Below are 26,019 nucleotides of genomic sequence, written 5' to 3'. Positions count from 1 at the left end.
TGGCGATGCCTGGATGTGAGTTCGACAAAACCGCTAGTCTCCCCGCAGTTCACGGTGTACTTGCCGGGACCAGGGTCTCGCGCCAGGCTTGGTTCCACGGATTCCGCAGTACCGCGAAATTGGCCTGAGAGAGACGTAGGAGATCTGTCGGTGACGGATGGCTTCGAGGTTCCGGACGCCGCGGCGACGGTTCTGCTGCCGGCCGTCGTGGCCCGTGTCACCGCGCTGGCGGACAAGTTGCGCGTGGGGCACGCGGAGGTCTTCGACACCCGGCGGCTCTCGGTGGCCTCGGGTGTGCCGGAGGCGGTGGTGAAGGCCCTGCTGAGCGGGCAGCGCGCCGGTGAGCCGGACGTCCAGGCCCGCTTTCTGCAGCGCCTGGACCTGCTGCGACGCACCCGGCTCAAGCCGGGCGGCCGCAAGTACACCCAGCAGGAGATCGCCGACGGCGCCGGCATGTCGCGCCAGCAGGCGGGGGCCTTGATCAACGGTGACCGCCGTCCCACGATGGAGCACTGCGACGCCATCCAGCGCTTCTTCAGAGTGCACGCCGGTTTCCTCACCGCCGAGGATCCCGAGGCGCTGGCGAGCGCCCTGATGCGCACCGAGCAGGAGCTTCTCCAGCAGCTCGCCGACCGTGAGCGCGCGGCGGCCGAGGCCGCGGACGACCCGTTGCAGCGGCTGCTGCAGAACCACGGTGTGCGCTCCATCGCCTGGCGGGCGGCGCAGCTGCCCACCGACCAGCACCGCGACAAGGTGGCGGAGTGGCTGGACATGCTGCTGGAGAGCGTCAAGCGGCCCGAGTCCTGACCGGGGGAGATCTGTGGGCATCGGAAAGGAAATGCGCCGTCTGTGCGGCGAGTTGGTCGGCGAACTCACGCTGCCGGCGCCGGCGGACCCCGCCGACCTCTACGCCGCCCTGTGCGACGCCATGAGCAGACGCCGCGGCCGCCCCGTCCACTACCGTACGGCCGTCTTCCCGCCGGGCACGGCCAGTGGGCTGTGGCTGGACATGGCCGAGCAGGACCTGGTCGTCATCGAGGAACGCACCGCGCCCGACCACCAGTTGGTGATCCTCGGCCACGAGCTGTGGCACATGCAGGCCGGGCACTGCGGCCGGCACGTGGAGGGTGCCTCGGTCGCCGCGCGCTTACTGAACCAGGACGCCGATCTGCGGGCGACCGTGCTGAGGGTCGCCGCCCGTACTCGTTTCGACCTGACGGACGAGCAGGACGCCGAGAGCTTCGGACTGCTGCTGGCCAGCAAGTGCCGGGCGTGGCTCGCCGGTTCCGCGTTGCGCGGGCCGGTGCGTCGCGATCACCTGGCCGGCCGCATCGGGGCCTCGCTGGGCTACCGCGGGCCGCAGGGCTGAGCGGCCGGAAACGCAGCGACTCCGAGACGCAGAGACGCAGAGACGCCGAAGACATGGACGGGTCCAGCTACTACATTCCGGCCGTCGCGATGACGATCGCCCTCGCCCTCAAGACGCCCGCGCTGCTGCGGAACTGGGGCGATCCCCTGATCCGGTCCGTGTGCGCGCTGATGACGCTGGCCGCCCTGGTCTTCTGCTTCGCCGCGCCGCCGACGATCGCCGAGGTCAACCGCGCCACCGGCGTCACCAACGTCTCGGCGGCCCTCGTCTACGTCCTGCTGAGCGCCTTCAGCGGCTCCTGTCTGGTGCTGATCACCAACTGGCGCGGTGGCCCGCCCCAGGCGACACGCCGCCTCTCGCACCGCTGGATCGCCGGGTACGGCGCGGTGTGCGCGGCGATCGTGCTGATGTTCGTGCTCGGCGAGGCACCGGTGGAGCGGGTGCGGGACTTCGACACGTACTACGCCAACACCCCGTTCCTGCGCGAGATGATCGTGCTCTATCTGATCGGGTTCACCGTCGCGGGCGTCGCCATGAACGTCATGTGCTGGCGCTGGGCGCTCCAGGTGCGCGGCTGGCTGCGCGCCGGGCTGCTGATCATCGCGTTCGGCTTCATGCTCAACGTCCCCTTCGCGGCGGTCAAGCTGGTCGCCGTGGTCGCCCGCTGGCAGGGCGGCGACCTGGACTACCTGAGCACGTACGTCGCCCCCGTGCTGTCGTCCGTCGGCGCGCAGATCTGCGCGGTCGGCTTCTGTCTGCCGCTGGCCGGAGAGCGCCTCGGCGACTCCTGGACCATCTGGTCCATGTACCGTCGGCTCGGGCCGCTGTGGCGGGAGTTGCGGCCCGTCTGGGCCCAGGCGAGTCACGAGGTGCGGATCTCCTGGTGGGCGCCGGCCCGGCTCCAGATGACACAGCGGGAGTCCGACATCCACGACGGCATGCTCAGCCTGTACCCGTACTTCGACTCCGAGGTACGGGCCAAGGCGTACGACGCCGCCGTCGCGGCGGGCTCCGAGCCCGTCCAGGCGCGGGCCGAGGCCGACGCGGCGATGGTGACGGCGGCGGTGCGGGCCAGGGAGGACGACCCGGAGGGCCGGGTCATCAGCTCGGCCACGGCCGACGCACCCGCCCCCGCCCCGCCCGCCGAGAACCCCCGTGACCTCGTACGGATGTCCATCGCCCTGCGTCAGTCACCCGTTGTAGCCGCTGCCCGCGAATGGGCCGCCGCGACCAGGTCAGAGAGCGACTTCCATGAGCGAACCCGTTAGCGTCCCGCGCGACCGCGCGGTCACGTCTCCCCGGCGTGCCGTCGTCGTCGGCGGGGGCCTGGCCGGCCTGCTGGCCGCCGCCGCCCTGCGCGACCACGCCGAGGTCACCGTCGTCGAGCGCGACGCGCTGCCCGAGGGGCCCGAGCCCCGCAAGGGCGTGCCCCAGGCCCGCCACACCCATCTGCTGTGGTCCGGCGGGGCCCGGGCGATGGAGAACCTGCTGCCGGGGGTCACCGACGCCTGGCTGGCGGCCGGCGCCCGGCGCATCCCGCTGCCGACCGGTCTGGTCTCCCTGTCGGCCCAGGGCTGGGTGCGGCGCTGGCCCGAGATGGCGTTCATGATCGCGTGCAGCCGCGATCTGCTGGAGACGGTCGTCCGCGCCCGGCTCCTCGCCGGCCCCCGGGTCACCGTGCTCGACCGCACCGAGATCCTGGGCCTGGAGGGCGACGCCTCCCGGGTGACGGGGATACGGGTGCGCCCCGCCGAGGGCGAGGAGCGGGTACTCACCGCCGATCTGGTGGTGGACGCCGCCGGGCGCGGTTCGCGGGGCACGGCCTGGCTCGACGCGCTCGGCGTCCCGCCCGCGCCGATGGACGAGGTCGACTCCGGTCTCGTGTACGCCAGCCGGATCTTCCGGGCGCCCGCGGGCACCGAGGAGTACCCGGTGGTCAATGTGCAGCCGGACGGGTCGCAGCCGGTCCCGGGGCGGAGCGCGACGCTGGTGCCCATCGAGGACGGGCGCTGGCTGGTGACGCTGTCGGGCACCCGAGGGGGTCAGCCGACCGCCCGGGCCGAGGAGTTCGAGGAGTTCGCGCGCACCGTCCGGCATCCGGTCGTGGGGGAGCTGATCTCCCGCGCCGAGCCCCTGACGGACGTCGTGGTCACCCGCAGCACGATCAACCGGCGACGCTTCTTCGAGAAGGTGTCCGGCTGGCCCGACGGCTTCGTCGCGATCGGCGACTCGGTGGCCACGTACAACCCGATCTACGGCCACGGCATGTCCGTCGCCGCCCAGAGCGCCCTCGCGCTGCGTGAACGGGTGGCCGCGCACGGGCTCACGGCGCCGGGGCTCGCGCGCCGGGTCCAGAAGGCCGTGGCGGTGCCGGTGACTCTCGCCTGGGAGCTGGCCACCGGCACGGACATCCGCTACCCGGAGGCCATCGGCAAGCGGCCGAACACCGTGCAGAGGCTGTTCGGCCGCTATGTGGAACGGCTGATCCGGACCGCGCTCGGACGGCCCCTGGTCTTCAAGGCGTACCTCGGCGTGGTCACCCTCACCGAGCCGATCGGCGCCCTCGTCAGACCCGAGATCGTCCTGGCGGTCCTGCGCGGTCCCGTCAAACCCCCGCCGCCGGAACCGCCGCTGACGGAGCATGAGCGGGAGACGGTGCTGGGCACGGCACCGCGGTAGCCCCGGGCGACATCCCCGCGCGGAAGAGCGGGATTGTCAGTGGGGGACGGCAAGCTGGGAGTGTGCCACCCGTTTGCCGGGGCCGGCACCGAGTTTCGCCGATCCGACCAGGGGAGAGCCGTTCGATGCCGACCGCCGTACTGACCGACCGCGAGCGCGCCGCCGTACAGGCCTATCTGCGGCTGCTGGGGACCGTACGAGCAGCCTTCGACGGGCCGCCGGAGTCCCGCCGACCACCCGTGGTGCCGCCCGCCGCGCTCGCCGAGGCGGAGCGGGCGCTGGCGGCGGCAGGCCTCTCGGGCAACGAGGAGCAGTTCTTCCAGCTGCTGCGGAGCTGGTGCCCGGAGGTCTGAGCGCGCGAAGTGACGGTCCGCCGGCTGTGCCCGGCGGACCGTCACCGGACACCGGCGGTGAAACGCGGAAAGCACCCATACCCGAGGCGGCGCGAGCATCCCCGGCCGAGGTCCAGGCGGGACGGGGGCTGGTGCGCCGTCCGGGGCGGCGGCCGGGGCGGGGTTGCGGTGAAGGCCTCCGGCCGAGGAGACGGGGAGACGGGGAGGAGCGCAATGACCAATGCGTCGCCCCCAGCGTGGCTGCCTGACAGCAATGCGATACGCACTCACACCGAGGCATATATCCAGGTACCACCCGTCTATTGATGAGAGTCGCCAGGAATAGCGCCACAGCGGACCATGCGGGGAAAAGGTCTCGAAACCATCGACCAAGAGACGGAAGCCAATTGCAGTGACCACACAGAATGTTGGGGCCTCTGCGGCTCGACGAACACGTGGGCCTGACAGCCGTCAACAATAACTCAAATTCATATAATAGCTTTATTTAGTTCGAAGCGGCATCGAGGGAATGGGATGCCGATAAGTCGGCCATTTCGAGGGTTCATCGGAACACGCTCGGGTATCCCTGACGTAAAAGCATCATCCGATAAATGCACTGCATTGATCGTTGGAGCCTCCCCCACGCCTCCAGTACAAAGCGTCACTTCTCGATGGTCCGGAGGCGTGCCCATGTCCCTGACGATTTCGGATACGGCCAGGATTCTGATCGTGCTGACCGGCTTTCTGGTCGCGGCGCACGTGGGCGGTTACGTCTTCGCCCGGTTGCGCCAGCCTCCGGTGATCGGCGAGATCACGGGGGGACTGCTGCTCGGGGCCAGCGCCCTGGGTCTGATGGCTCCCTCGGTGAGCGCCTGGCTGGTGCCGTCCTCCAGCGCCACCGCCCACACGCTGGGGGCGGTCTACCAGCTCGGCACGATCCTGATGGTCTTCCTGGCCGGGCTGGAGATGCGCCAGAGCGGTCTCGGTGCGGAGCGCAGGACCGTGGTGTTCACCACCGCCACCGGCCTGGTGATTCCCTTTGCCGGAGGACTGGCCATCGCCCAGGGGGTCGACCCAGGTGACCTGGCGGGCCCGCACGGGTCCGCGGCGAGCATCTCCCTGGTCCTGGGACTGGCCATCGCGGTGACGAGTATCCCCGTCATATCCCGGATCATGATCGACCTCGGCATCATGGGCAGCCTCTTCGCCCGAATGGTGCTCACGGTGGCCGTGATCGAGGACGTCCTCCTCTACGTGGTCCTGGCCGTGATCCTCGGGCTGGCCCGCATCCAGGCGGACACCGCCTACGGCCTGCCCGCCCTGCTCCCCGTCGAGGGGATCGGCTGGGACGTGGCCTACTACGTGGGCGCCTCGCTGCTGTTCTTCACGGTCTGCCTGGCTGGGGGCCGTGCGGCGTTCCAACGGCTCGCCACGGGCACCCTGAAGGTGCTGGAACTGCGCAGCCCAGCGGCGTTCCGCCTGGTCTTCCTCTTCGCCCTCTGCCTGTCCTGCATGGGTCTGGGCATCGACCCGATCTTCGGCGCGCTCATGGCGGGCATCGCCATGGCGGGTCACGAAACGGCGTCCCCCGGGGAGGAGGCCGTACGTGGATTCTCGCTGGCCTTCTTCATCCCCATCTACTTCGCGCTGGTGGGCTTCCGCCTCGACCTAGTCCACGACCTCGACCTGGTCTTCTTCGGCTGGCTGTTCGTCCTGGCCTGTGCGGTCAAGTTCGGCAGCGTGTGGCTGGGGGCCCGCATGGCCGGCAAGTCACCGTCCTGGTCGACCCACTTCGCGGTGGCGATGAACGCCCGCGGCGGCCCCGGCATCATCCTGGCCTCGGTGACCTTCAGCGCGGGCGTCATCAATGGCCGGTTCTTCGTCGCCCTCGTGCTGCTGTCCATCCTCACCTCGCAGCTCGCCGGCGCATGGCTGACCCGGGCACTGTCCAGGGATCCCGCACTCTTCTCCTCGGCCCCACCGCACGCTCCGCCGGAGTCCGCTCCCGGGCGGAAGACGATTGAGGCAGTGGGCAGTTCCCATCCGCCCACGACCCCGGAGAGGGAGTCGGACGCAACGGGCGACGCCTCTGCGCATGAGCGGCCGCCAACCTGAATACGCCTACGCCGGGCAGTCCACCGATGTACGACGCCCCCGAGCCGACGTGCTGACCTCCTATCCACTGTGAAGGTCCGGCCTCTGCCCGGACCGCTCGACGAGGCGGGCCGTGTCATTCCCGTCCCACCGGATCGTGCGGGAAGCCACGGGGTCTTGTCGCGGGGGCGACCTGGCGTCCAGGTCGTTCGCACAGTGGCGCCCTCCACCTGGACGCCAGGAATCAGGCCCGCTCCACGGTGTTGGGTCGACGGCAGACGGGATGGGAGCCGAGGTGAGTGGTGGGTTGCGGAAGGGGCAGCTACGGCTCCGTTTCCCGAACGACCGAAGTCGGGTCTGAGCGGCTTGTCCGGCGCTTACCTCGGAGGGGTAAGCGCGGCGTACGCAGAGCGTGGCTACGTTCAAGTCGTCGTACCGGAGCGAACGAAGGAAGCGGACGTGCCCGCATATGGCTTTGCGCATCTACATGACCGCGGCCACCACCCTGATGTCCTTGAGTACCTGGAACGCATCCAGGACACCCTCGACCCATTTCACGGCCGCTTCCTGATCCTTGAGCCGGCCCTCTTCGGCTCGAACGGCTCGCCCTCCTGCCGAACCCCGGATGAACAGCGGATTCCCCCGTCCCTACGAAACGAGGACCCACCCCGGAACAGTAAAATCCGGCGCCCACCCGACACGACACTCGGGCCACCAGCATTCCCGCCATCAGCCACAGAAAGCGAAACGGCCCACCGACTCCGTCGGCGGACCGTCATGCAAGATCGAGGCTAGGTCAGGTACATCCCGGAGGCCTGAGCCACCAACTGGCGCAGGGCGGGCACGTAGGTCTCGTCACCGCCCAGTTCGTCGAGCACGCGGTACGCGTCGTCGCGGAACGCCGCGAGGTCCTTCTCGAAGCGCCGGAGCACGCCGGGGGCGAGCAGCAGGGCGCGGAGTTCCGCGCGGGCCGTTTCGGAACACCGTGCGGCGGCGGAGAGTTCAGTGACCCGCGTCCTCGATCCGGGTGGCGTCTCCTCCAGGGCGCAGGCGAGGAGATACGTGACCGTGCCGTTCAGCAGATCCTCGTCGCGGCCGGAGAGAAGGTCCTCCTGGTCGTTGAAGAGCTGCCAGAGAATTCCGAAGACGGCGCCGAATTCCCGCCACTGTTCGGTCCGTTCGGTCCCGGCGCCGCAGAGAATCGCGGCCATCGCCGTGATCATCCCGAACGGGGCGCCGGATTTCCCACGATAGGCGGCGACGACCGCGTCCCGCGAGGCGTTCTCCATGTCGCCGCGCAGGTCCCGCAACTGGCCTTCCACAGCGTCGATCCAGCAGTTGACGATCTCACCGGTGAGGGCGTTGCGCACCGCGTCCGGGACCGACTGGGCCTGTACGACCCGGATGGGAAGGGCCTGTCCGCTGAGGACGGACGCCAACAGCGCCTCGTCCGTGCCGAGTCCGTCGGGGGTGTGGGTGCCGTGGCCGTCGGCCAGGTCGTCGAGGTAGCAGGCGGACGTCCACCACAGGACGTGCACGGCCGACAGGGGAACGGCCGGTCCCGGGACCCCGGTCTCGGAGGCGTGCACGAGGAGCGGGAGCACGGACAGGGGGTATTTCATCTGCTGGTGGCCCAGCAGCCCGGATATGGATCTTCGGACCGCCACGGACGACGGCCCGAGGCTCTCCAGGGCGGTGGCGATCTCCGCGTCGATCTCCGACGCGACCTGTCTGTGCAGCTCCGCACAGGAAAGGGTGCTCATCTGGCGTCCTCGTCCTCCGCGGTGGGGAAGGGAACCGAAACCGCCGTCGCCACCAGCCTCCGCCGGACGGTCCAGCGTCCGGTGAAGGCGTCGATGCGACGACCGTCCACCACCGGTCCGGGCACGAGGAGTCCGACGCGCAGGGCGCCGGAGCGGCCGCCGGGGTCGACGGTCACCTCGATGTCGGCCTCCGCGAAGTCCAGCCACCGCCCGGTGAGCGGGAACCACGCCTTGTAGACGGACTCCTTGGCGCTGAAGAGCAGCCGGTCCCAGTGGACCGAGGGGTGGTCGGCGGTCAGACGGCGCAGTCGGATCTCCTCCGCGGGGAGGGCGATCGCCGTCAGGACGCCCTCGGGCAGGGCGTCGTGGGGTTCGGCGTCGATGCCGAGGGAGGCGAGGTCCGCGGCGCGGACCAGGGCGGCGGCCGCGTACCCCTCGCAGTGGGTCATGCTGCCGGTGAGCCCGTCCGGCCAGCCGGGGGCGCCGCGCTCGCCGGGCACGATCGCCCGCGGCGCCACGCCGAGCTTCTCCATGGCCTGCCGGGCGCAGGCGCGGACGAGGGTGAACTCGTGGCGCCGCTTCGGCACCGCCCGGGCCACGACCGCCTCCTCCTCGGGGTACAGCTCGATCCCCTCGACGGCCGCGGCCGCGTCATGGGCGGGCGCCTCCACGACCACGACCGCTCCCGGGAGCAGTTCCTCGAACACCGGTTCCGACCTCCATCGGCAGAATGCGGCGCAGCCTGCCCGGGGGTTCCGGACGCGGTCGCCACTCGCGGGGGTAACCCACGGACACCTCTTCGAAGCGGACCCCGTCCAGCCAGGTGGTCCGCGGGATGTGCAGATGGCCGTAGACCATGACCTCGACGTTGAAGCGCCGGTGCCAGTCGGCGGTCAGCCCCGTGCCGCACCACATGGCGAACTCGGGGTAGCGCAGGACGTCCGTCGGGTGCCGGTCCAGTGGGTAGTGGTTGACCAGCACCGTGGGCAGGTCGGGCGGCAGTTCGGCGAGCCTGCGTTCGGTCTCCGCGACCCGGGCGCGGCACCAGTCGTCGCGGCTCGGGTACGGGTCGGGGTACAGCACGTGCTCGTCGACGCAGACCACTCCGGTGCCGTGCGCGTACTCCAGGCCCTCGTCCTTCGTCGCGCAGCCCTGGGGCAGGAACGAGTAGTCGTACAGCAGGAACAGCGGCGCGATCACCACCGGGCCGCCGGGTCCCTCCCAGAGGGGGTACGGGTCCTCGGGGGTGACGACGCCCAGCTCCCGGCAGAGGGCGACGAGGTGTTCGTACCGCTCGACGCCCTTGTACGGGACGGTCTCGCCGGGGTGGGTCCACAGTTCGTGGTTGCCCGGCGCCCACACGACCCTGGCGAAGCGGCCGGCGAGTGTCTCCAGGGCCCAGCGGATGTCGGCGACGGCCTCGGAGACGTCACCGGCCACGAGAAGCCAGTCGTCGTCGGTCTCGGGGCGCATTTTCTCGACCAGGGCGCGATTCTCGGGATAGCCGACGTGCAGATCACTGATGGCCAGCAGATTTCCGTGACGGCCGACCCTCGACTCCACCCGTGCTCCCTCCTGGACACCGAACATCAACACGAGAACACACGGGCACACCGGTGGACAAGACCGACGTGCCGAGCGGCCCGACACGTGTCCCGGACGCCCCGCCGCGCCAGGATTAACACGCGCGTGACAGAAACCAGGGTCCCAGTGGCCGTATGATCCGTCCTACACCACCGCCACGCCCCTGCTTCGCGTACGGCGGTTCGGCGTACCTCCATCCCCCCTGGCCGGGCACGGCCTGCTCCGCCCTGCCCGCGAACCCTGAAAGGCGGCCTGCATGGTCTCTCGCGTACGCGTCTGGCTCAACCGCACGTACGCGGAGAACGTCTTCTTCATGGATCAGCTGCGGCATAATCCGCACGCTCGTCCGGTGGACATCCATGCCACGCACGCCGACGCCGACTCCCCCGTACTGGCCGCCGCCGACACCGCCGACCTGGAGCCGGACGGCCTCTCCCCCGCCGCGTACGTCGAGTACGCGCTCGACCAGTGTGCCAAGCGCGGCATCGACGTGTTCGTGCCCCGGCTGCACCAGGCGGCCCTCGCCGCGCACCGCGAGGAGTTCGCGGCCGTCGGTACGGCGCTGCTGGCGCCGACCGCCGAGGCCATCGAGGTCTTCGAGGACAAGGTGACCGCGTACGAGGCGGTCCAGGCCCACGGGGTCCCGGTGCCGCCGTGGTTCCGGGTGACGAACACCGATGAACTCACCGCCGCCGTCGAGGAGTTGGAGGACGGCGGGCACAGGGCGTGCTTCAAGCCCGCGGCCGGGGCGGGAGGTGTGGGTTTCCGTGTCATCACACGCGCACCCTTCTCGCTCGATCACCTCAGCGGATTCCCGAGCCCGTACGTACAGCTCGACATGGTCGTGGAAGCGGTGCGGGAGGCCGAGGAGCCCGTGGACTGGATGGTGATGCCGCGGCTGGAACAGCCGGAGGTGTCCGTCGACTGCCTGACCGGACCCGACGGGCGGGTCCGGATGGCCGTGGGCCGCACCAAGAACGGCCGCCGGCGTGGCTTCACGCTCAACCCCGCGTGGATCGAGCCCGCGCGGCGGATCGCGGAGCGGTTCGAGCTGCACTACCTGACGAACATCCAGTTCCGTATGTACGGCGACGAGCCGGTCCTCATGGACGTCAACACGCGTCCGGCGGGCGGGCTGCACCAGCTCGCGCTGTGCGGGATCAACGCCCCTTGGGCGGCTGTGCAGTTGGCGCTCGGGGAGGACCCGGGGGACGTGATGCCGACGCGGCTGGGCCAGGACTACACGGTGGTGTCGGGGACGCGGCCGGTGCGGTCGGTGACCATGCCGCACCAGGTGTCGGAGGTGCCGGTCGCCATGGAGGCGCGGCCCGTGGCCGTCTCGGCCCCCGTGGTGTGCAAGCCGGCTGCCGACCGTCCGTTGGCGGTCTGAGGGCGCCGGGGATTCTCGCCCCCGCCGCCCCTACCCGTCCCGTCCCAGGGGGCTGCGCCCCCGGGCCCCCGCTGAGGGGGGTGGTCGGGTGCGGGTGGTGGGGGGTTCTCGCGCAGTTCCCCGCGCCCCTGTCGGGGCGCGATCAAGCCTGGTACCCCCATTCCTCGGCCAGCTCCCGTAGGCGGGGCGGGAGTTCCGCTGTCGGGTCCGCCGTGCGGGCCGGCTGGATGCGGCCGGACTTGATGGTGGTGGACCAGTCGCCGAGCTGGGGGCGGTAGGTGCCGTGGTCCTTGGTGCCGTAGTCGAGCATCCCCGGCTCCCAGTCGACGCCGAGGTGGTCGCAGATGCCCCGGGTGACCTTCTCGGGGTCGGCGGTGAGCTCCTCGTAACGGATCACGTGGACGGGGAGGTTCCGGCGGGCCTCTTCCAGCTTCTCGCTGTAGGAGAGGACTTCGGCCCGGATCGCCTCGTGGTCCGGGTCGGTGCGGCGGCTCGTGAGGGACTGGACGACGGCGCCGGGGTGACGCAGCAGCAGGAGGTAGCGGGCGTTCGGCCAACATCGGTGCAGGCGCGGCCAGATGAGGGTGTTCGGCGGGGTCTTGTCGACGATGACCTGCTTGCCGCTGCGGGTGAGCTCATGGTGCAGGATGCGGTCCCACAGGACGTGCTCCAGCTCGGACCTGTCGAGTTCGAGCGCCCTCATCGCGTCCCCGGTGAAGTCCCGGGAGAGATGGACGTGGACCGTCCGCAGATGCATCTCGTGCGGGGCGCGGATCCGGCTGTGGCTGTTGAGGATCACCCGCAGCAACGTCGAGCCGGAGCGCACCGAGGAGAGGACGAACACCGGCGCGTCCACCAGCCGGGACGCGCGCGGCGCCACGTACGGCGGCTCCTCGGGCGCGGGGTCGGTCCGGGGTGCGGGGACGGCGTCCAGCGGCCTGCGCGGCGGGCTCACCGCCTCGGCGATCAGTCTGCCGCGGCGCCTGAGCCCCTTGCCTATCGCGGACATGCGCGGATCTCGCACGATGACACCTCACCACTCTCTCTCACGTTCTCCCGTATCACACGGGCACCGAGCGAACTCCAGGTGGCGTGGAGGGAACGAGAAGAGGTCGCGGCGGGCAAGGTGCCCGCCGCGACCAGCTGTTTCATGCCTTTCTTAATTCTTGACGGGAACGGCGGTCACCGTTCCCCCACCGCCAGCCGCAGGGTCTGCACCTCGAACGGGCGCAGCGTCACCGGGACGCCGTCGCCGTCCGTGGCCGTCTCCGACAGGGGGCGTTCCAGCAGGTCGGTGATCTGGGCACCGGCGAGCGGGAAGCCGGTGCGCAGGACGCCCCGGGCCCGGCCGCCACTCGATTCGTAGATCCGGACCACGACGTCGCCGGAGGCGTCGTCGGCGAGCTTGACCGCCTCGACGGTCACTCCGGCGCCGTCCACGGACACGACCGGCTCGGGGGCGCCGGCCGCGTCCGCGACCCGCAGCGGCAGGTTGAGGGCGTAGCCCTCGGCGACCGCGTCCTCGATGCTCGCGCCGGGCAGGAGCGAGTAGGTGATGCGGTGCTTGCCCTGGTCGGCCTCGGGGTCCGGGATGCGCGGGGCGCGGACCAGGCTGAGGCGGACCGTGGTGGTCGTACCGCCGTCCTCGCGGACCGTGCGGGAGACGTCGTGGCCGTAGGTGGAGTCGTTGATCACCGCCACGCCGTAGCCGGGCTCGGCGACGTGCACCCAGCGGTGGCCGGAGACCTCGAAGCGGGCCGCCTCCCAGCTGGTGTTGGTGTGGGTGGGGCGCTGGATGTGGCCGAACTGGATCTCCGCGGAGGAGTGGGGCGCGCGGACGTCGATCGGGAAGCCGGCCTTGAGGAACTTCTCGGCCTCGTGCCAGTCGATGTCCGTCTCGAAGTCGATCCGGGGGCTGCCGGCGCGCAGGGTGATCGTCTGGGTGATGCGGGATCCCTTGCCGAACGAGCGCTCCACGCGGATGGCGCCGAGGAGGGGGTCCTCCTCGACCACGGTCACCGACTCGGCGTCCAGCAGGTCCGTGTAGCGGTTCTTGTAGTGCTTGTCGACGTCCCAGGCGTCCCAGTAGTTCGGGAGGTCGGTGTGCAGACGGAGCAGGTTGCCCGTGTCGCCGAGCACCTCGCGGTCGGCACGTAGGTCGCGCACGGAGGCGAGGGTGCCGTCCTCGGCGATCTCCACCCGGACCAGGCCGTTGTCGAGGACGCGGCCGGAGACGGTGACGGGGTGCGGGGGTTCGGCGGCGGTGAGGGGCGCGCTGCCGTTCGCGGGTACCGTCACGTACACCGGTGCACCCGCCGGCGTACGGACCACCTCGGCCCGGTCGCGCGGGCTGGTGTTGAAGACCCGCGGGTCTCCGCCGCCGAGCGCCGAGATCGCCTGAGCCGTCAGCTCCTCCAGTTCCTTCGCCACCCGCGCGTACTCCGCCTCCGCCTCGCGGTGGACCCAGGCGATCGAGGAGCCCGGCAGGATGTCGTGGAACTGGTGGAGGAGGACCGTCTTCCAGAGGCGGTCGAGCTTCTCGTACGGGTAGGAGTAGCCGGGCGCGTGGAGCGCGGCCGTGGTCGCCCAGAGTTCGGCCTCGCGCAGCTTGTGCTCGCTGCGGCGGTTGCCCTGCTTGGTGCGGGCCTGGGAGGTGTACGTGGCGCGGTGGAGCTCCAGGTACAGCTCGCCGTTCCAGACGGGGGCGTCCTCGTACTCGGCGCGGGCCTTGGCGAAGAACTCGTCGGGGTGTTCGACGACGACCTTCGGTGAGCCCTCCAGGTCCGCGAGGCGGCGGGCGCGTTCCATGATCTCGCGGGTGGGGCCGCCACCGCCGTCGCCCCAGCCGAAGGGCGCGAGGGAGCGGGTGCCGGCGCCCTTCTCCTGGTAGTTGCGGACGGCGCGGTCCATCTCCTCGCCGCTGAAGCGGGCGTTGTAGGTGTCGACCGGCGGGAAGTGGGTGAAGATGCGGGTGCCGTCGATGCCCTCCCACCAGAAGGTGTGGTGGGGGAACCTGTTGGTCTGGTTCCAGGAGATCTTCTGGGTGAGGAACCAGTCGTTGCCGGCGAGCTTGGCGAGCTGCGGGTAGGAGGCGTTGTAGCCGAAGGAGTCCGGCAGCCAGACGCCCTTGGTCTCGATGCCGAAGTGCTCGATGAAGAACCGCTTGCCGTGGACGAGCTGGCGGGCGATGGCCTCGCCGCCGGGCAGGTTGCCGTCGGACTCGACCCACATGCCGCCGACGGGTACCCACTGGCCCTTGTCGACGGCCTTCTTGATCCGCTCCCACACCTGCGGGTAGTTGTCGCGCACCCACTCGTACTGCACGGCCTGGGAGCAGGCGAAGATGAAGTCCTCGTACTCGTCGGCCAGCGCGGTGACGTTGGAGAAGGTACGGGACGTCTTGCGCTTGGTCTCGCGGATGGGCCAGAGCCAGGCGGAGTCGATGTGGGCGTGGCCGACACCGGAGATGGTGTGGGCGCTGGCGTGGGCGGGCTTGGCGAGGACGGGGGCGAGGATCTCGCGGACGGCCGTCGCGCTGCCGGAGACGTCGTCGAGGTCGACGGCGTCCATCGCCCGGTCCAGGGCGTGCAGGATCTCGTGGCGGCGGGGCTCGTGCTCGCCGAGGTGGACCATCAGTTCGCGCAGCACCTGGAGGTCCAGATCGAGGTGCCAGACCTCCTCGTCGAGGACGGCGATGTCGGCGCGCCGGAAGGTGTAGAGCGGCTTGTCCCCGGCCGTGAGGATGTCACCCAGGGGCGTGATCTTCGAGAAGTTGTCGGCGAGGATGTCGGGGTTGGAGGCCGCCTCGACCAGGTAGTCGATGGTCTCGCCGCCCCGGACGGGGTTGCCGATCGGCACGTACTGGTTGAGCGGGTTGACCGCCTTCAGCGGGGTGCCGTCGGCGAGGTGGACCAGGGCCTCGGCCTGGTTGCCGGGCCAGTCGCCGACGAAGCCGAGGTCGATGACCGCCTCGACGCGGCGGCCCGCCCACTCGGCGGGCACCTGTCCGCGCATCCGGAACCAGGTCGTGCCCCACGGCGGGCCCCAGGGGGTGTCCATCGCGAACGGTGTGTACGAGGCGCCTGCGGCCTCCTCGAAGGGGACGGGCTCGCCCGGCGCCTGCCAGGCCTCGACCTCGAAGGGCACGGAGGCCGCGTAGACGGCGGGCTTGACGCGCTGGGTGTGGACGCGCTCGACGCGTTCCTCGATGCGGCGGCGTTCGTCGTGCATGACGGGTCTCCAGAGAGGGAGCGAGCGGGGGAAAGCGCTTTCCGGCGGTGGGCCTACTTAAGGTACGCCAGGCCCGGGTGGACCTCGATGTATCCCTCCACCAGCCTGCGCGCCACATTGACCGAGTCGACCAGCGGGTGCAGGGCGAAGGCCTTCACCGCGGTCGTACGGGAACCCGCCTCGGCGGCGGCGAGGACCTCGCGTTCGACGGCCTTGACCGCGCAGACCAGGCCGGTGGCATGGTCGGGCAGGGGGGCGACGGCGACCGGGTGGGCGCCGTTGGCGTCGACCAGGCAGGGCACCTCGATGACGGCCTCGGTGTCGAGGGCCGAGAGGGTTCCCTTGTTGCGGACGTTGAGGATGAGGGTGGTGCGTTCGTCGCGGGCGATGGCCCGCATCAGGGCGAGGGCGACCTTCTCGTAGCCGCCGGACAGGTCGTCGGCGTCGCGTTCGCCGGCGCCGGCCGTCTCCCGGTTCTCCGACATGTAGGTGGCCTCGCGCTCGGCGCGGGTGCGGTCCCAGGCCTTGAGCGCGTGGGCGTCGGGGCGGCGCATCTCCTCGTAGAAGTGGGCCTGCTGGTCCTTGAGGAAGGCGCCCCGGGTCTTCTCGACCGCCTGGTAGGCGCGGACGGCCTCGCGGTTGAAGTAGTAGTAGTGCAGGTACTCGTTGGGGATCGCGCCGAGGGACTGGAGCCAGTCGACGCCGAAGAGCTTGCCCTCCTCGAAGGAGCCGAGGAGGTCGCGGTCGGCGAGCAGGCGCGGGAGTTCGTCGCGGCCGGCGACGCGCAGGCCGCGGACCCAGCCGAGGTGGTTGAGGCCGACGTAGTCGATCCAGGCCTCCTTGGGGTTCGTCACCCCGAGGACACGGGCGATACGGCGGCCGAGGCCCACCGGTGAGTCGCAGATGCCGATGACGCGGTCGCCGAGGTGGCGGGACATGGCCTCGGTGACCAGGCCGGCCGGGTTGGTGAAGTTGATGACCCAGGCGTCGGGGGCGAGCCGGGCCACCCGGCGGGCGATGTCCACGGCGACGGGGACCGTGCGCAGGCCGTAGGCGATGCCGCCGGCGCCGACGGTCTCCTGGCCGAGGACGCCTTCGTCGAGGGCCACCCGCTCGTCGTTCGCGCGGCCCTCCAGGCCGCCGACGCGGATCGCGGAGAAGATGAAGTCGGCGCCGGTGAGGGCCTCGTCGAGGTCGGTGGTGGCGGTCACCGCCGGGGCGTCGGGCACGTCCGCCGCCTGCTCGGCCAGGACGCGGGTGACGGCGGAGAGCCGCTCGGCGTCCAGGTCGTGCAGCACGACATGGGTGACCCGGCCCTCGGCGCGGTCCCCGAGGAGCGCCCCGTACACGAGGGGCACCCGGAATCCTCCGCCGCCCAGAATCGTCAGCTTCACGCAACTACCACCTTTGCCGATCGTGCGTCTGTGCGGGCCGTCCCGACACGTGTCAGCCGTCCCCCCGCGGGGGCGGTCATACCGTGACCACTTCGACCCCCGCGTCCTCGAACGAGGACCGGGTGCCCGGGTCCACCGACCCGTTGGTCACGACCACGTCGAGTTCCCCGGGACCGCAGACCCGCGCCATCCCCGTACCCGGGAACTTCGCGGAGTCGGCGAGCAGGACGACCTTGTCGCCGGCCTTGATCATCGCGCGTTTGACCGGGACCTCGACGACGGTCGTGTCCATCACCTGTCCGCCGGGCCGCACCCCGCTCGTGCCGAGGAACAGCCAGTCGGCGTGCAGTTGCCGGAGGTTGTCCTCGGTGAGGAAGCCGACGAGGGAACGGTACTCGCGGCGGACCATGCCGCCGAGCAGCACCAGTTCGATGCCCTCGTCGTCGGCCAGCTCCTCGTAGACCACCAGGTTGCTGGTGATCACGGTGAGACGGCGGCCGTGCAGCTGCCGGGCCAGGCGGTAGGCGGTGGTCCCGATGTCGAGGAGCACGGACTGACCGTCGCGGACCATCGAGGCGGCCTTCGCCGCTATCGCGTCCTTCTCGGCCACCCGCACCTCGGCGACCTCGGCGAAGGGCTGGTCGCCCTCGTCCACGACCGCGCCGCCGTGCACACGGGTGAGCAGCCCCTCCTCCTCCAGCCTGAGGAGGTCACGCCGGATGGTGGCGGGGCTCACGCCGAGCTGTTCGGACAGGTCGGTGACCGCCGCCGGGCCGCCTGATCGCAGGGCCCGCAGGATGAGTTGGTGTCGTCGCTCTGCCAGCACGCGCTGAACAGTACTCGTCATTCCCAATCATTTCTATGCTCACTTCTGCTTGACTCTTGCCAAACACCTCGGAGGCGCGCACGATCTGTGCACCGAAATTGAAGACTTTTGAAGAGTGATCCTCGAAAGTCTCGACGAGAGGGTGCACGCGTGGACGACGACCGGCCCGATGTGCTGCTGACCGGGCTGCTCTTCTACGACCTCGTGCTCACGGGGCTGGGAAAGCCGCCCACACCCGGCGAGGAGATCTGGACCGACGGCATGGGCTGCGGTCCGGGCGGCATCGCCAACCTGGCGGTGGCCGCGGCCCGTTTCGGCCTGCGGACCTCCCTGGCCACGGTCTTCGGCGACGACTACTACGGCGGCTACTGCCGTGACGTCCTCGCCGGCCAGGAGAACGTCGACCTCTCCCTCTCGCGCACCGCGGACGGCTGGCACACCCCCGTCACCGTCTCCCTCGCCCACGGTCATGACCGGGCCCTGGTCACCCACGGCCAGGAACCCCCTTACTCCCAGGACGTGTTGATGGGCGACCCGCCCGAGTCGCGCACGGCACTGGTGCACATCGAGGCCGAGCCGCGCGAGTGGCTGGCCAAGGCCGCCGCGAACGGCACGCACATCTACGCGGACGTCGGCTGGGACCCCACCCAGCAGTGGTCCGGCGACCTGCTCGACCAACTCGCCCTGTGCCACGCCTTCCTCCCCAACGAGACCGAGGCGATGGCGTACACCCGGACCGACAGCGCGGTCGCCGCGCTCGGCACGCTGAGCGAGCTGGTGCCGGTGGCCGTGGTCACGCGTGGCGGCGATGGCGCCGTCGCGGTGGACCAGACGACGGGCGAGTACGCGGAGGTCCCGGCCCTCGACGTCGACGTGCTCGACGCGACGGGCGCCGGCGACGTCTTCGGCGCGAGCTTCGTCGCCGCCTCCCTGGGCGGCTGGCCGCTGGTGGAGCGGCTGCGGTTCGCCGTCCTGTCCGCCGGACTGTCCGTGGGCCACCACGGCGGAGGCCTGGCGGCGCCCGGCTGGTACGGCGTCGACCGCTGGTGGCGCTCGCTGACCGACCCCGACCTGATGAAGGCCTACGGCTTCCTCCCGCACCGCATCCCGGCGGACCTCGGCCCACCGGTGCGTCACGCCCCGGTCACCCCGCCCGCCCGGCCGCACTGAGCCCCACGAAAAAACGCCCCTTAGTACCACGAACAGGAACAAACAGGAGTGACCCGTGGACCTTTCCCGTAGAGGCTTCCTCCAGGCTGCCGTGCTCACCGCGGCGGCCTCCGGCCTGACCGTCGCCTGTGGCGGCGACTCGGAATCCGGCGGCACCAAGAACGGCAAGAACCTCACCATGTGGTACTGGGGCGGAGCCCTCAGCGACAAGGTGGTCGCCGAGGCCAAGACGCACTTCAAGGGCCAGGTCAAACTGACCAGCTCCTCCATAGGCGGCGACTTCAAGCAGAAGCTCACCACCACCCTCGCCGCGGGCGGCTCCTCCGTGCCGGACATCACCGGCATCAAGGGCGAGGACATCGCCTCCTTCCTGCCCAACGCCGACCGCTTCCTCGACCTGAACGACCTGGGCTTCAAGAAGATCTCGTCGCAGTACCTGGAGTGGAAGACCAAGCTCGCCCAGACCGAGGACGGCAAGCAGATCGGGTTCCCGATCGACATCGGCCCCACCGCGCTCTTCTACCGCGCGGACCAGTTCGACAAGGCCGGGCTGCCCAGCGACCCGGCCAAGGTCGCGGCCGAGGCCAAGACCTGGGAGGACTACTTCGCGCTCGGCACCGAACTGAAGAAGGCGCTGCCCGGCACCTTCCTGATCAACAACATGGGCTCGGTGTTCAGCATCGCGGTCGGCCAGGGCACCAAGCGGTTCATCGACCAGGACAACCACTTCATCGGCGACCAGGACCACATACGTGCCGCGTGGGACACCGCGGTCCGCGCCTACACCCTCGGCCTCGACGCCAAGATCAACGACCAGAGCTGGAACGCCGCCGTCGGCAAGAGCCTGACCACCGAGGTCGGCGCCGCCTGGCACGCGCTGGACATCGAGTCGGCGGCCCCGGGCACCAAGGGCAAGTGGCGGGTCTGCGCGACCCCGGGCGGACCGGCCAACCAGGGCGGCTCCTATCTGACCCTGCCCCAGCAGTGCCGGAACCCCGAAGAGGCATTCAAGATCATCAGCTGGATCCTGAGCCCGGACAACAACGCCAAGAGCTTCACCGACGCCGCCATCTTCCCCGCCTCCCCGGAGACGTACGCGATGCCGGCCATGACGGGCCCCGACGCCTTCTTCGGCGGACAGAAGATCATCGAGGTCTTCGGCCCGGCCGCCGAGGCCATTCCCGTGAGCTACGAGGCCCCCGCCGACTCGGCGGTCATGGCTCCCTTCATGGCCGAGCTGACCAGCATCGAGGCCAAGGGCAAGAAGCCCGACGACGCCTGGAAGGACGCGGTCTCCCAGGCCAAGCAGATCGCCCGGCGACAGGGGGTGAACTGAGGTGGCATCACCTCCGGTCACCGGCCCCGCCACGGTGCCAGAGCACCGTGGCGGGCCGGGCCCGGCCCGCTTCCGCCCGCGGCGCACCCCGCCCGCGGGCGTCGCGCGGCCCGAGCGTCGCGGGGTGCTGTCGTACTGGCGGCAGTACCTGGCGATCTCGCCCTTCTACCTGATCTTCGTCGTCTTCTCCTTCGTCCCCGTCTTCTATTCGCTGTATCTGGCCTTCCAGCGCTACGACGGCTTGGGCACCAAGCAGTTCGTGGGATTCCAGCAGTTCGAGTTCCTCTGGAGCGACCCGGTCTTCTGGCTGTCGATCCGCAACACCCTGCTGATCTGGGTCCTGTCCACCGTTCCCACGCTCTTCGGCGCCCTGGTCCTGGCGACGCTGCTGCACTCGGTGCGCCGCTTCAAGGGCTTCTACCGCATCGCCCTCTACGTGCCGAACGTGACGTCGATCGTCGCCGTGGCGATCTTCTTCGGCGCGGTGTTCAGCAACGACTTCGGCCTGGTCAACGCGATCCTGGGCATGGTCGGCATCTCGCCCGTCCCATGGCTGAGCAACCCGTGGCTGATCAAGGTGGTCATCGCGCTGCTGATGACCTGGATGTGGACCGGCTACAACATGATCATCTACCTGGCCGGCCTTCAGTCCATCCCGAACTCGGTCTACGAGGCGGCCAGGATGGACGGCGCCGGCCCCGTCCGCACCTTCTTCCAGATCACCATTCCGATCATGCGGCCGATCATCCTGTTCACGGTCGTCATCTCGACCATCAACGGCCTGCAGAGCTTCAGCGAACCCCAGGTGCTCTTCGCCAGCAACGCCGCCAACCAGAACCTCGGCGGTCCGGGCCAGGCGGGCCTGACCACGCTGCTGTACTTCTACCAGTCGGCCTTCCTCGACAACGACTACGGCTACGGCGCGGCCATCGTGTGGGCCTTCTTCGTACTGATCATCGTGCTCGTCGTCATCAACTGGCGCATCGTGCAACGAGGGAGGAAGTCATGACGACCGCCGTCACGCCGCGGCCGGCCACGGGCGCCAAGCGCCAGCGCCGCCCCAAGGGCCTGTCCGCGCACGTCTTCCTCGTCCTGGCCGTCCTGATCTCGGTGTTCCCGTTCGTGTGGACGATCGTGATGGCGACCAACACCACCCGGGACATCTACAAGAGCCCGCCGAAGCTGACCTTCGGCTCCCATCTGCTGGAGAACATCCGGCATGTGCTGGACACCATCGACTTCTTCGGGTCGATGCTCAACACGGTCGTCGTCGCGTGTGTCACCACGGTCCTGGTGCTGTTCGTCGACTCCCTGGCGGCCTTCGCCTTCGCCAAGTTCGAGTTCCCCGGGCGCAAGTGGCTCTTCGGCACCCTGCTGGTGTTCATGATGCTGCCGCTCCAGCTGGCCGTCCTGCCGCAGTTCATCCTGATGTCCGAGGTCGGCTGGGTCGGCATGCTCAAGGCGCTGGTCTGGCCCGCGCTCTCCAACGCCTTCGGCATCTTCTGGCTGCGCCAGTACATCGAGAACGGTGTGCCCGACGAACTGCTGGACGCGGCCCGCATCGACGGCGCCGGGTTCTTCCGTCAGTACTGGAACGTCGCCCTGCCGATGATCAAGCCCGCGTTGTCCTTCCTCGCCATCTACGCCTTCGTCGGTGCCTGGAACGACTACGTCTGGCCCCTCATCGTGCTCACCAATCCCGAGCACGTCACCCTCCAGGTGGAGCTGGCCCAGCTCAACGTCGGCCACAACACCGACTACAGCATGGTCATGGCCGGTGTACTCATGGCGTCCCTGCCGCTGGTCGCGGTCTTCGCGATCTTCGCGCGCGGCTTCATCGCGGGCGCCACCGAGGGCGCGGTACAGGGCAGCTGAACCGCTCCCCGGGAGAGAGGTGCGCGATGGTGGATGTCGGCGGCTCAGGACGGCCGGGGCGCGGCAAGGTGCTCGTGGTGGGGATGGACGGGGTGCGCTTCGACCGGCTGCCCCTCCCCCGGCCGCCGGCCGGAGGGAGCCCCGTCCCGCTTCGCCCGCCGTCCACGGCACCCGTACTGCACGGCCTGATGGCCGCGGGCGCCCACGGCAGCGGTCTGCTGCCCTACGGCGAGGTGGACGGTCAGGCCGAGGACGGGCCGTCCACCAGCATGGCCTACACCGACTCCGGGCCCGGCTGGTCGAGCGTGCTGACCGGGGTGTGGCCCGACCGTCACGGGGTGACCGGCAACGACTTCACCGGCGCCGACTACGCCCGCCACCCCGACTTCCTCACCCGCGCCGTCACGGCGCGGCCCGGTCTGCGCACGATGGCCGCGGTGTCCTGGCCGGAACTGGTCCTGCGCGGCACCCTGGGCCCCGCCATCGGCCGGCGCGTCCGGTACGACGGCGAGAGGGACGGCTACGAGAGCGCGGACAGCCTCGTCGCCCGCACCGCCGTGCGCTGGCTCACCGAGGACGACCCGGACGTCGTGTTCGTGTACTTCGGCGCCACCGACGAGGCCGGCCACGCCACGGGTCCCCTGAGCCCCGCCTACGACCGGGCCCTCCTCGCCCAGGACGCCCACCTCGGGCGGCTGCTCGCCGCCGTCGACGCCCGGCGCTTCGACCCCGTCCGCGCGGACGAGCACTGGACGGTCCTGGTCACCACCGACCACGGACATCTCGACACCGGCGGCCACGGAGGCGACACGCGCGCCGAGCGAGAGGTCTTCGTCGTCCTCGCCGAACCCGGCATGCCCGGCGGCACTCTGCTGGACACGCCCCGCCTCGTCGACATCGCCCCCACCGTCCTGGACCGTCTCGGCATCCCCGTGGACCCCGCCTGGGGCCTGCGGGGCCGCATCCTGCCCCGGCCGACCATGTCCCCCCTGTCACCACCCACTTCGGAACGGTCATGACCGACGCACTCTTCGCCCTGCGCCCCTGGGAAGCACCCGAGGTGACCTCCTGGGGGCGGCTGCCCATGAACGCCGTCGACCGGCGCGACCGGGCGCTGTCGCTCGACGGCCGCTGGCGGTTCCAGCTGCTGCCCTCGCCCGACCGGGAACCCGGCCCCGGCTGGTCCTGGGCCCAGCTCCCCGGTTCCTGGGCCCTCCAGGTGGCGGAGGACCCACCTCGGTACACCAACGTCCGTATGCCGTGGCCCCAGTTCCCGCCGGACTCTCCGGCGGAGAACCCGACCGGGGTGTACGAGCGGGAGGTCGACCTACCCGCCGAGTGGGCCGGCCGCCGGATCGTCCTGCAGGTCGGCGCCGCCGAGAGCGTGCTGCTCGTCCATGTGGACGGGCGGCCGGCCGGTGTCTCCAAGGACTCCCATCTGGCCGCCGAGTTCGACCTCTCCGGCCTGGTGCGTCCCGGGGAGAAGGCCACCGTGCGGCTCACGGTGGTGAAGTGGTCCGACGCCTCGCACATCGAGGACCAGGACCAGTGGTGGCTCGGCGGGATCACCCGCTCGGTACTGCTGTACGCCACCGATCCGCTGTATCTCGCGGACGTGAGCGTGCGGGCGCGCCGCGACGGGGAGCTGCGGGTGGACTGCCGGGTGCGCTCGGCGGCGGGGACGGGGACGGGGACGCTGCCCGCCGGGTGGTACGTCAGCGGGGAGCTGGACGGTGAACTCCTCACCCAGGACCGCGAGTTCGACCGGTCCAACGCCGAGGACGACCGGGTCTCCGACTTCCTCGGCGAGGCCCGCATGGAGACGGTCGTCCCCGACGTACGGACCTGGAACGCCGAGACCCCCGAGCTGTACGACCTGACCGTCCGCCTGCACCGGTCCGACGGCACGGTCGCCGACACCTCGTACCACCGGGTCGGCTTCCGCGACGTCGAGATCCGCGGCCGGGACCTGCTGGTCAACGGCGAGCGGGTCTACATCCGGGGCGTGAACCGGCACGACTTCCATCCGCTGACGGGACGGACGGTGTCGTACGAGGACATGCGCGCCGACCTGCTGACGCTCAAGCGGTTCGGCTTCAACGCGATCCGCACCTCCCACTATCCGGGCGACCCGGCCCTGTACGACCTCACGGACGAACTCGGCTTCTACGTCGTCGACGAGGCGGACATCGAGTCGCACGACCACGCCCACGAGATCGCCGACGACCCGCGCTATCTGGGCGCCTTCGTGGACCGGGTCTCCCGGATGGCGCTGCGGGACAAGAACCATCCGTCGGTGATCGTCTGGTCGCTGGGCAACGAGTCCGACTACGGCGCGGGCCACGACGCGGCGGCGGGCTGGCTGCGGCGGCACGATCCGACGCGGCCGGTTCAGTACGAGGGGGCCGCGAAGCTGGACTGGGCGGCCACGGACGACGCCTCCGACATCGCCTGCCCGATGTACGCGCCCATCGAGGACTGTGTGGCGCACGCGCTGTCGGGCGAGCAGACCAGGCCGCTCATCCAGTGCGAGTACTCGCACGCCATGGGCAACAGCAACGGCACCCTGGCCGACACATGGGCCGCCATCGAGGCCACCCCAGGTCTTCAGGGCGGGTTCATCTGGGAGTTCTGGGACCACGGCATCCTCCAGCGTGTGAACGACGGACGACCGGCCGGGCGTGGGGGCGCCGGGCTGTACGAGAACGGAGTCGCGGGCCCCGGTCTGCGCTGGGCCTACGGCGGCGACTTCGGCGAGACCGTCCACGACGGCGCCTTCATCGCCGACGGGGTCGTCTTCCCCGACCGCACGCCCAAGCCGGTGATGTTCGAGCACCGGGAGATCGCCGCCCCGGTGCGGCTGTCCGTGGAGGGCGAGGGCACCTGGCGGGTGCTGCGGGTGCACAACCGGCAGCACTTCCGCGATCTGTCGTGGCTGGCCGCCGAGTGGGAGTTCGCGGCGGCCGACGGCGGCACCTGGACGCTGCCGGCCCGGCTGCCCGCCGTACCGCCCGGCGGTTCGGCCGTGATCGACCGGCCCGAGGTACCGGGCGGGGCCGGTGAGATCTGGCTGACCCTGCGCGTGACGACGGCCGCCGACGAGCCCTGGGCACCCCGCGGCACCGAGGTCTGCCTGCCGCAGGTCCAGTGGTACGAGGCGGACGAGCGGGAGCCGGTGGTGGGCGCCGAGGAGGACCTCGGGCACATCCCGCCGCCGGAGACCGACGAGAACGGGCTGCTGCTGCACCCGCTGCTCACCTCCCCGCCGGCCCTGAGCCTGTGGCGGGCCCCGACCGACAACGACGTCCTCGGCGGTATGGCCGAGCGCTGGCGCGACCTGGGCCTGGACCGCGCGCAGCGCGAGCCGGTCTCCGTGGAGCGCAAGGGTGCCACCGTGCGGGTCCGGTCCCGCTGGACGACGGGTGCCGGCGCCGTCGAGCACGAACAGGCGTTCACAGCGCTGGTGGACGGCCGGGTGCTCGTCGAGGAGACGGCCGTGCTGCCCGAGGAGCTGACGGACGTGGCCCGCGTCGGCACGGTGTTCGAGACCGTCGACGACTTCGACCGCCTCGCCTGGTACGGGCAGGGCCCCTGGGAGAGCTACCCGGACCGTGCGGCCGGGGCGCCCGTCGGACACCACTCGGCCCCCGTGGAGGAGCTGTTCACCCCTTATCTGCGGCCGCAGGAGAGCGGGGGCCGGCACGGCGTACGGCACTTCACGCTCTCCGGTGACGGCCACGTCCTGTCGGTACGGCTGGACGGGCCCCGCCAGGTCTCGGTCACCCGCCATCGCGCGGAGGACCTGACGGCCGCCGCGCACCACGACGAACTGACACCCCGGCCGGGCTGCGTGGTCCACATCGACGCGGCGCACCGCGGACTGGGCACCGCGTCGTGCGGGCCCGACACCTCGCCCGCGTATCTCGTCCCGCCGGGCGTCCACCGCTGGTCGTGGACGCTGCGGGCGCTCTGACCCA

The 26,019-nt window shown here is 70.6% G+C and carries 20 protein-coding genes; 13 read left to right on the top strand and 7 right to left on the bottom strand.

Translation table 11 applies throughout. The annotated features are described in order from the left end of the window. Nucleotides 1-150: 150 nt before the first annotated feature. The 6 genes from OG272_RS41235 (at nucleotide 151) to OG272_RS41210 (ending at nucleotide 6,495) form a co-directional block, all read left to right on the top strand. The gene (locus OG272_RS41235) at nucleotides 151-807 is read left to right on the top strand and encodes a helix-turn-helix transcriptional regulator (RefSeq protein ID WP_326574623.1); all 657 of its coding nucleotides are present in this window, start codon (nucleotides 151-153) and stop codon (nucleotides 805-807) included. A 31-nt stretch (nucleotides 808-838) separates the two neighbouring features. Then, nucleotides 839-1,369, top strand: coding sequence for a toxin-antitoxin system, toxin component (locus OG272_RS41230; protein WP_326574624.1), 531 nt, complete (start codon nucleotides 839-841; stop codon nucleotides 1,367-1,369). 53 nt (nucleotides 1,370-1,422) lie between these two features. Continuing rightward, complete coding sequence (locus OG272_RS41225) at nucleotides 1,423-2,637, top strand: MAB_1171c family putative transporter (protein WP_327726829.1); 1,215 nt, start codon at nucleotides 1,423-1,425, stop codon at nucleotides 2,635-2,637. Then, the gene (locus tag OG272_RS41220) at nucleotides 2,621-4,048 is read left to right on the top strand and encodes an FAD-dependent monooxygenase (protein ID WP_327726830.1); all 1,428 of its coding nucleotides are present in this window, start codon (nucleotides 2,621-2,623) and stop codon (nucleotides 4,046-4,048) included. The genes OG272_RS41225 and OG272_RS41220 overlap by 17 nt, the downstream gene beginning before the upstream one ends. A 125-nt stretch (nucleotides 4,049-4,173) precedes the next feature. Continuing rightward, nucleotides 4,174-4,401: a hypothetical protein gene (locus tag OG272_RS41215; RefSeq protein ID WP_326574627.1), complete on the top strand. Its 228-nt coding sequence runs from the start codon at nucleotides 4,174-4,176 to the stop codon at nucleotides 4,399-4,401. Nucleotides 4,402-5,070: 669 nt separating this feature from the next. Then, a complete protein-coding gene (locus OG272_RS41210) occupies nucleotides 5,071-6,495 on the top strand; it encodes a cation:proton antiporter (RefSeq protein ID WP_405895744.1) in 1,425 nt (474 codons plus the stop codon). Nucleotides 6,496-7,265: 770 nt separating this feature from the next. On the opposite strand, the gene OG272_RS41205 is transcribed toward OG272_RS41210, so the two are convergent. Genes OG272_RS41205 through OG272_RS41195 form a run of 3 tightly spaced genes read right to left on the bottom strand, consistent with a single transcriptional unit; the run spans nucleotide 7,266 to nucleotide 9,800 of the window. Further along, entirely contained in the window at nucleotides 7,266-8,237 is a 972-nt protein-coding gene (locus OG272_RS41205) for a polyprenyl synthetase family protein (protein ID WP_405895743.1), read from the bottom strand. After that, complete coding sequence (locus OG272_RS41200; RefSeq protein WP_405895742.1) at nucleotides 8,234-8,944, bottom strand: 4'-phosphopantetheinyl transferase; 711 nt, start codon at nucleotides 8,942-8,944, stop codon at nucleotides 8,234-8,236. Before OG272_RS41200 ends, OG272_RS41205 begins: the two co-directional genes overlap by 4 nt. After that, complete coding sequence (locus tag OG272_RS41195; protein ID WP_326574631.1) at nucleotides 8,889-9,800, bottom strand: metallophosphoesterase; 912 nt, start codon at nucleotides 9,798-9,800, stop codon at nucleotides 8,889-8,891. Before OG272_RS41195 ends, OG272_RS41200 begins: the two co-directional genes overlap by 56 nt. 277 nt (nucleotides 9,801-10,077) lie before the next feature. Between OG272_RS41195 and OG272_RS41190 the strand changes: the two genes are divergently transcribed. Beyond that, entirely contained in the window at nucleotides 10,078-11,211 is a 1,134-nt protein-coding gene (locus tag OG272_RS41190; RefSeq protein ID WP_327726835.1) for an ATP-grasp domain-containing protein, read from the top strand. A gap of 142 nt (nucleotides 11,212-11,353) precedes the next feature. Here OG272_RS41190 and OG272_RS41185 read toward each other — a convergent pair whose 3' ends face one another. The 4 genes from OG272_RS41185 to OG272_RS41170 all read right to left on the bottom strand — a co-directional run bounded on the left by OG272_RS41185 (nucleotide 11,354) and on the right by OG272_RS41170 (nucleotide 17,661). Next, the gene (locus OG272_RS41185; protein WP_328224407.1) at nucleotides 11,354-12,235 is read right to left on the bottom strand and encodes a sulfotransferase; all 882 of its coding nucleotides are present in this window, start codon (nucleotides 12,233-12,235) and stop codon (nucleotides 11,354-11,356) included. 158 nt (nucleotides 12,236-12,393) lie between these two features. Further along, a complete protein-coding gene (locus tag OG272_RS41180) occupies nucleotides 12,394-15,441 on the bottom strand; it encodes an alpha-mannosidase (RefSeq protein ID WP_405895741.1) in 3,048 nt (1,015 codons plus the stop codon). Nucleotides 15,442-15,494: 53 nt separating this feature from the next. Beyond that, a complete protein-coding gene (locus OG272_RS41175) occupies nucleotides 15,495-16,835 on the bottom strand; it encodes a 6-phospho-beta-glucosidase (RefSeq protein WP_327726837.1) in 1,341 nt (446 codons plus the stop codon). A gap of 76 nt (nucleotides 16,836-16,911) precedes the next feature. Then, nucleotides 16,912-17,661, bottom strand: coding sequence for a DeoR/GlpR family DNA-binding transcription regulator (locus OG272_RS41170; RefSeq protein ID WP_326585537.1), 750 nt, complete (start codon nucleotides 17,659-17,661; stop codon nucleotides 16,912-16,914). Nucleotides 17,662-17,811: 150 nt separating this feature from the next. On the opposite strand from OG272_RS41170, the gene OG272_RS41165 reads away from it, so the two are divergent. The 6 genes from OG272_RS41165 to OG272_RS41140 all read left to right on the top strand — a co-directional run bounded on the left by OG272_RS41165 (nucleotide 17,812) and on the right by OG272_RS41140 (nucleotide 26,015). Continuing rightward, nucleotides 17,812-18,831, top strand: a complete 1,020-nt coding sequence (locus OG272_RS41165; RefSeq protein WP_326574636.1) for a carbohydrate kinase family protein — start codon at nucleotides 17,812-17,814, stop codon at nucleotides 18,829-18,831. A 55-nt stretch (nucleotides 18,832-18,886) separates the two neighbouring features. Continuing rightward, entirely contained in the window at nucleotides 18,887-20,167 is a 1,281-nt protein-coding gene (locus tag OG272_RS41160) for an ABC transporter substrate-binding protein (RefSeq protein WP_327726838.1), read from the top strand. Between the two features lie 124 nt (nucleotides 20,168-20,291). Next, on the top strand, nucleotides 20,292-21,176 hold the full coding sequence (locus tag OG272_RS41155; RefSeq protein WP_326585538.1) for a sugar ABC transporter permease: 885 nt from the start codon (nucleotides 20,292-20,294) through the stop codon (nucleotides 21,174-21,176). Beyond that, entirely contained in the window at nucleotides 21,173-22,042 is an 870-nt protein-coding gene (locus OG272_RS41150) for a carbohydrate ABC transporter permease (protein ID WP_327726839.1), read from the top strand. Before OG272_RS41155 ends, OG272_RS41150 begins: the two co-directional genes overlap by 4 nt. Before the next feature lie 26 nt (nucleotides 22,043-22,068). Next, entirely contained in the window at nucleotides 22,069-23,061 is a 993-nt protein-coding gene (locus OG272_RS41145; RefSeq protein ID WP_328224405.1) for an alkaline phosphatase family protein, read from the top strand. After that, the gene (locus OG272_RS41140; protein WP_405895740.1) at nucleotides 23,058-26,015 is read left to right on the top strand and encodes a glycoside hydrolase family 2 TIM barrel-domain containing protein; all 2,958 of its coding nucleotides are present in this window, start codon (nucleotides 23,058-23,060) and stop codon (nucleotides 26,013-26,015) included. The genes OG272_RS41145 and OG272_RS41140 overlap by 4 nt, the downstream gene beginning before the upstream one ends. The last annotated feature ends 4 nt before the right edge of the window (nucleotides 26,016-26,019 follow it).

This window comes from Streptomyces sp. NBC_00104, assembly GCF_045160825.1.
Taxonomy (GTDB): Bacteria; Actinomycetota; Actinomycetes; order Streptomycetales; family Streptomycetaceae; genus Streptomyces.
This window is presented reverse-complemented; position numbering and strand designations above follow the sequence as displayed.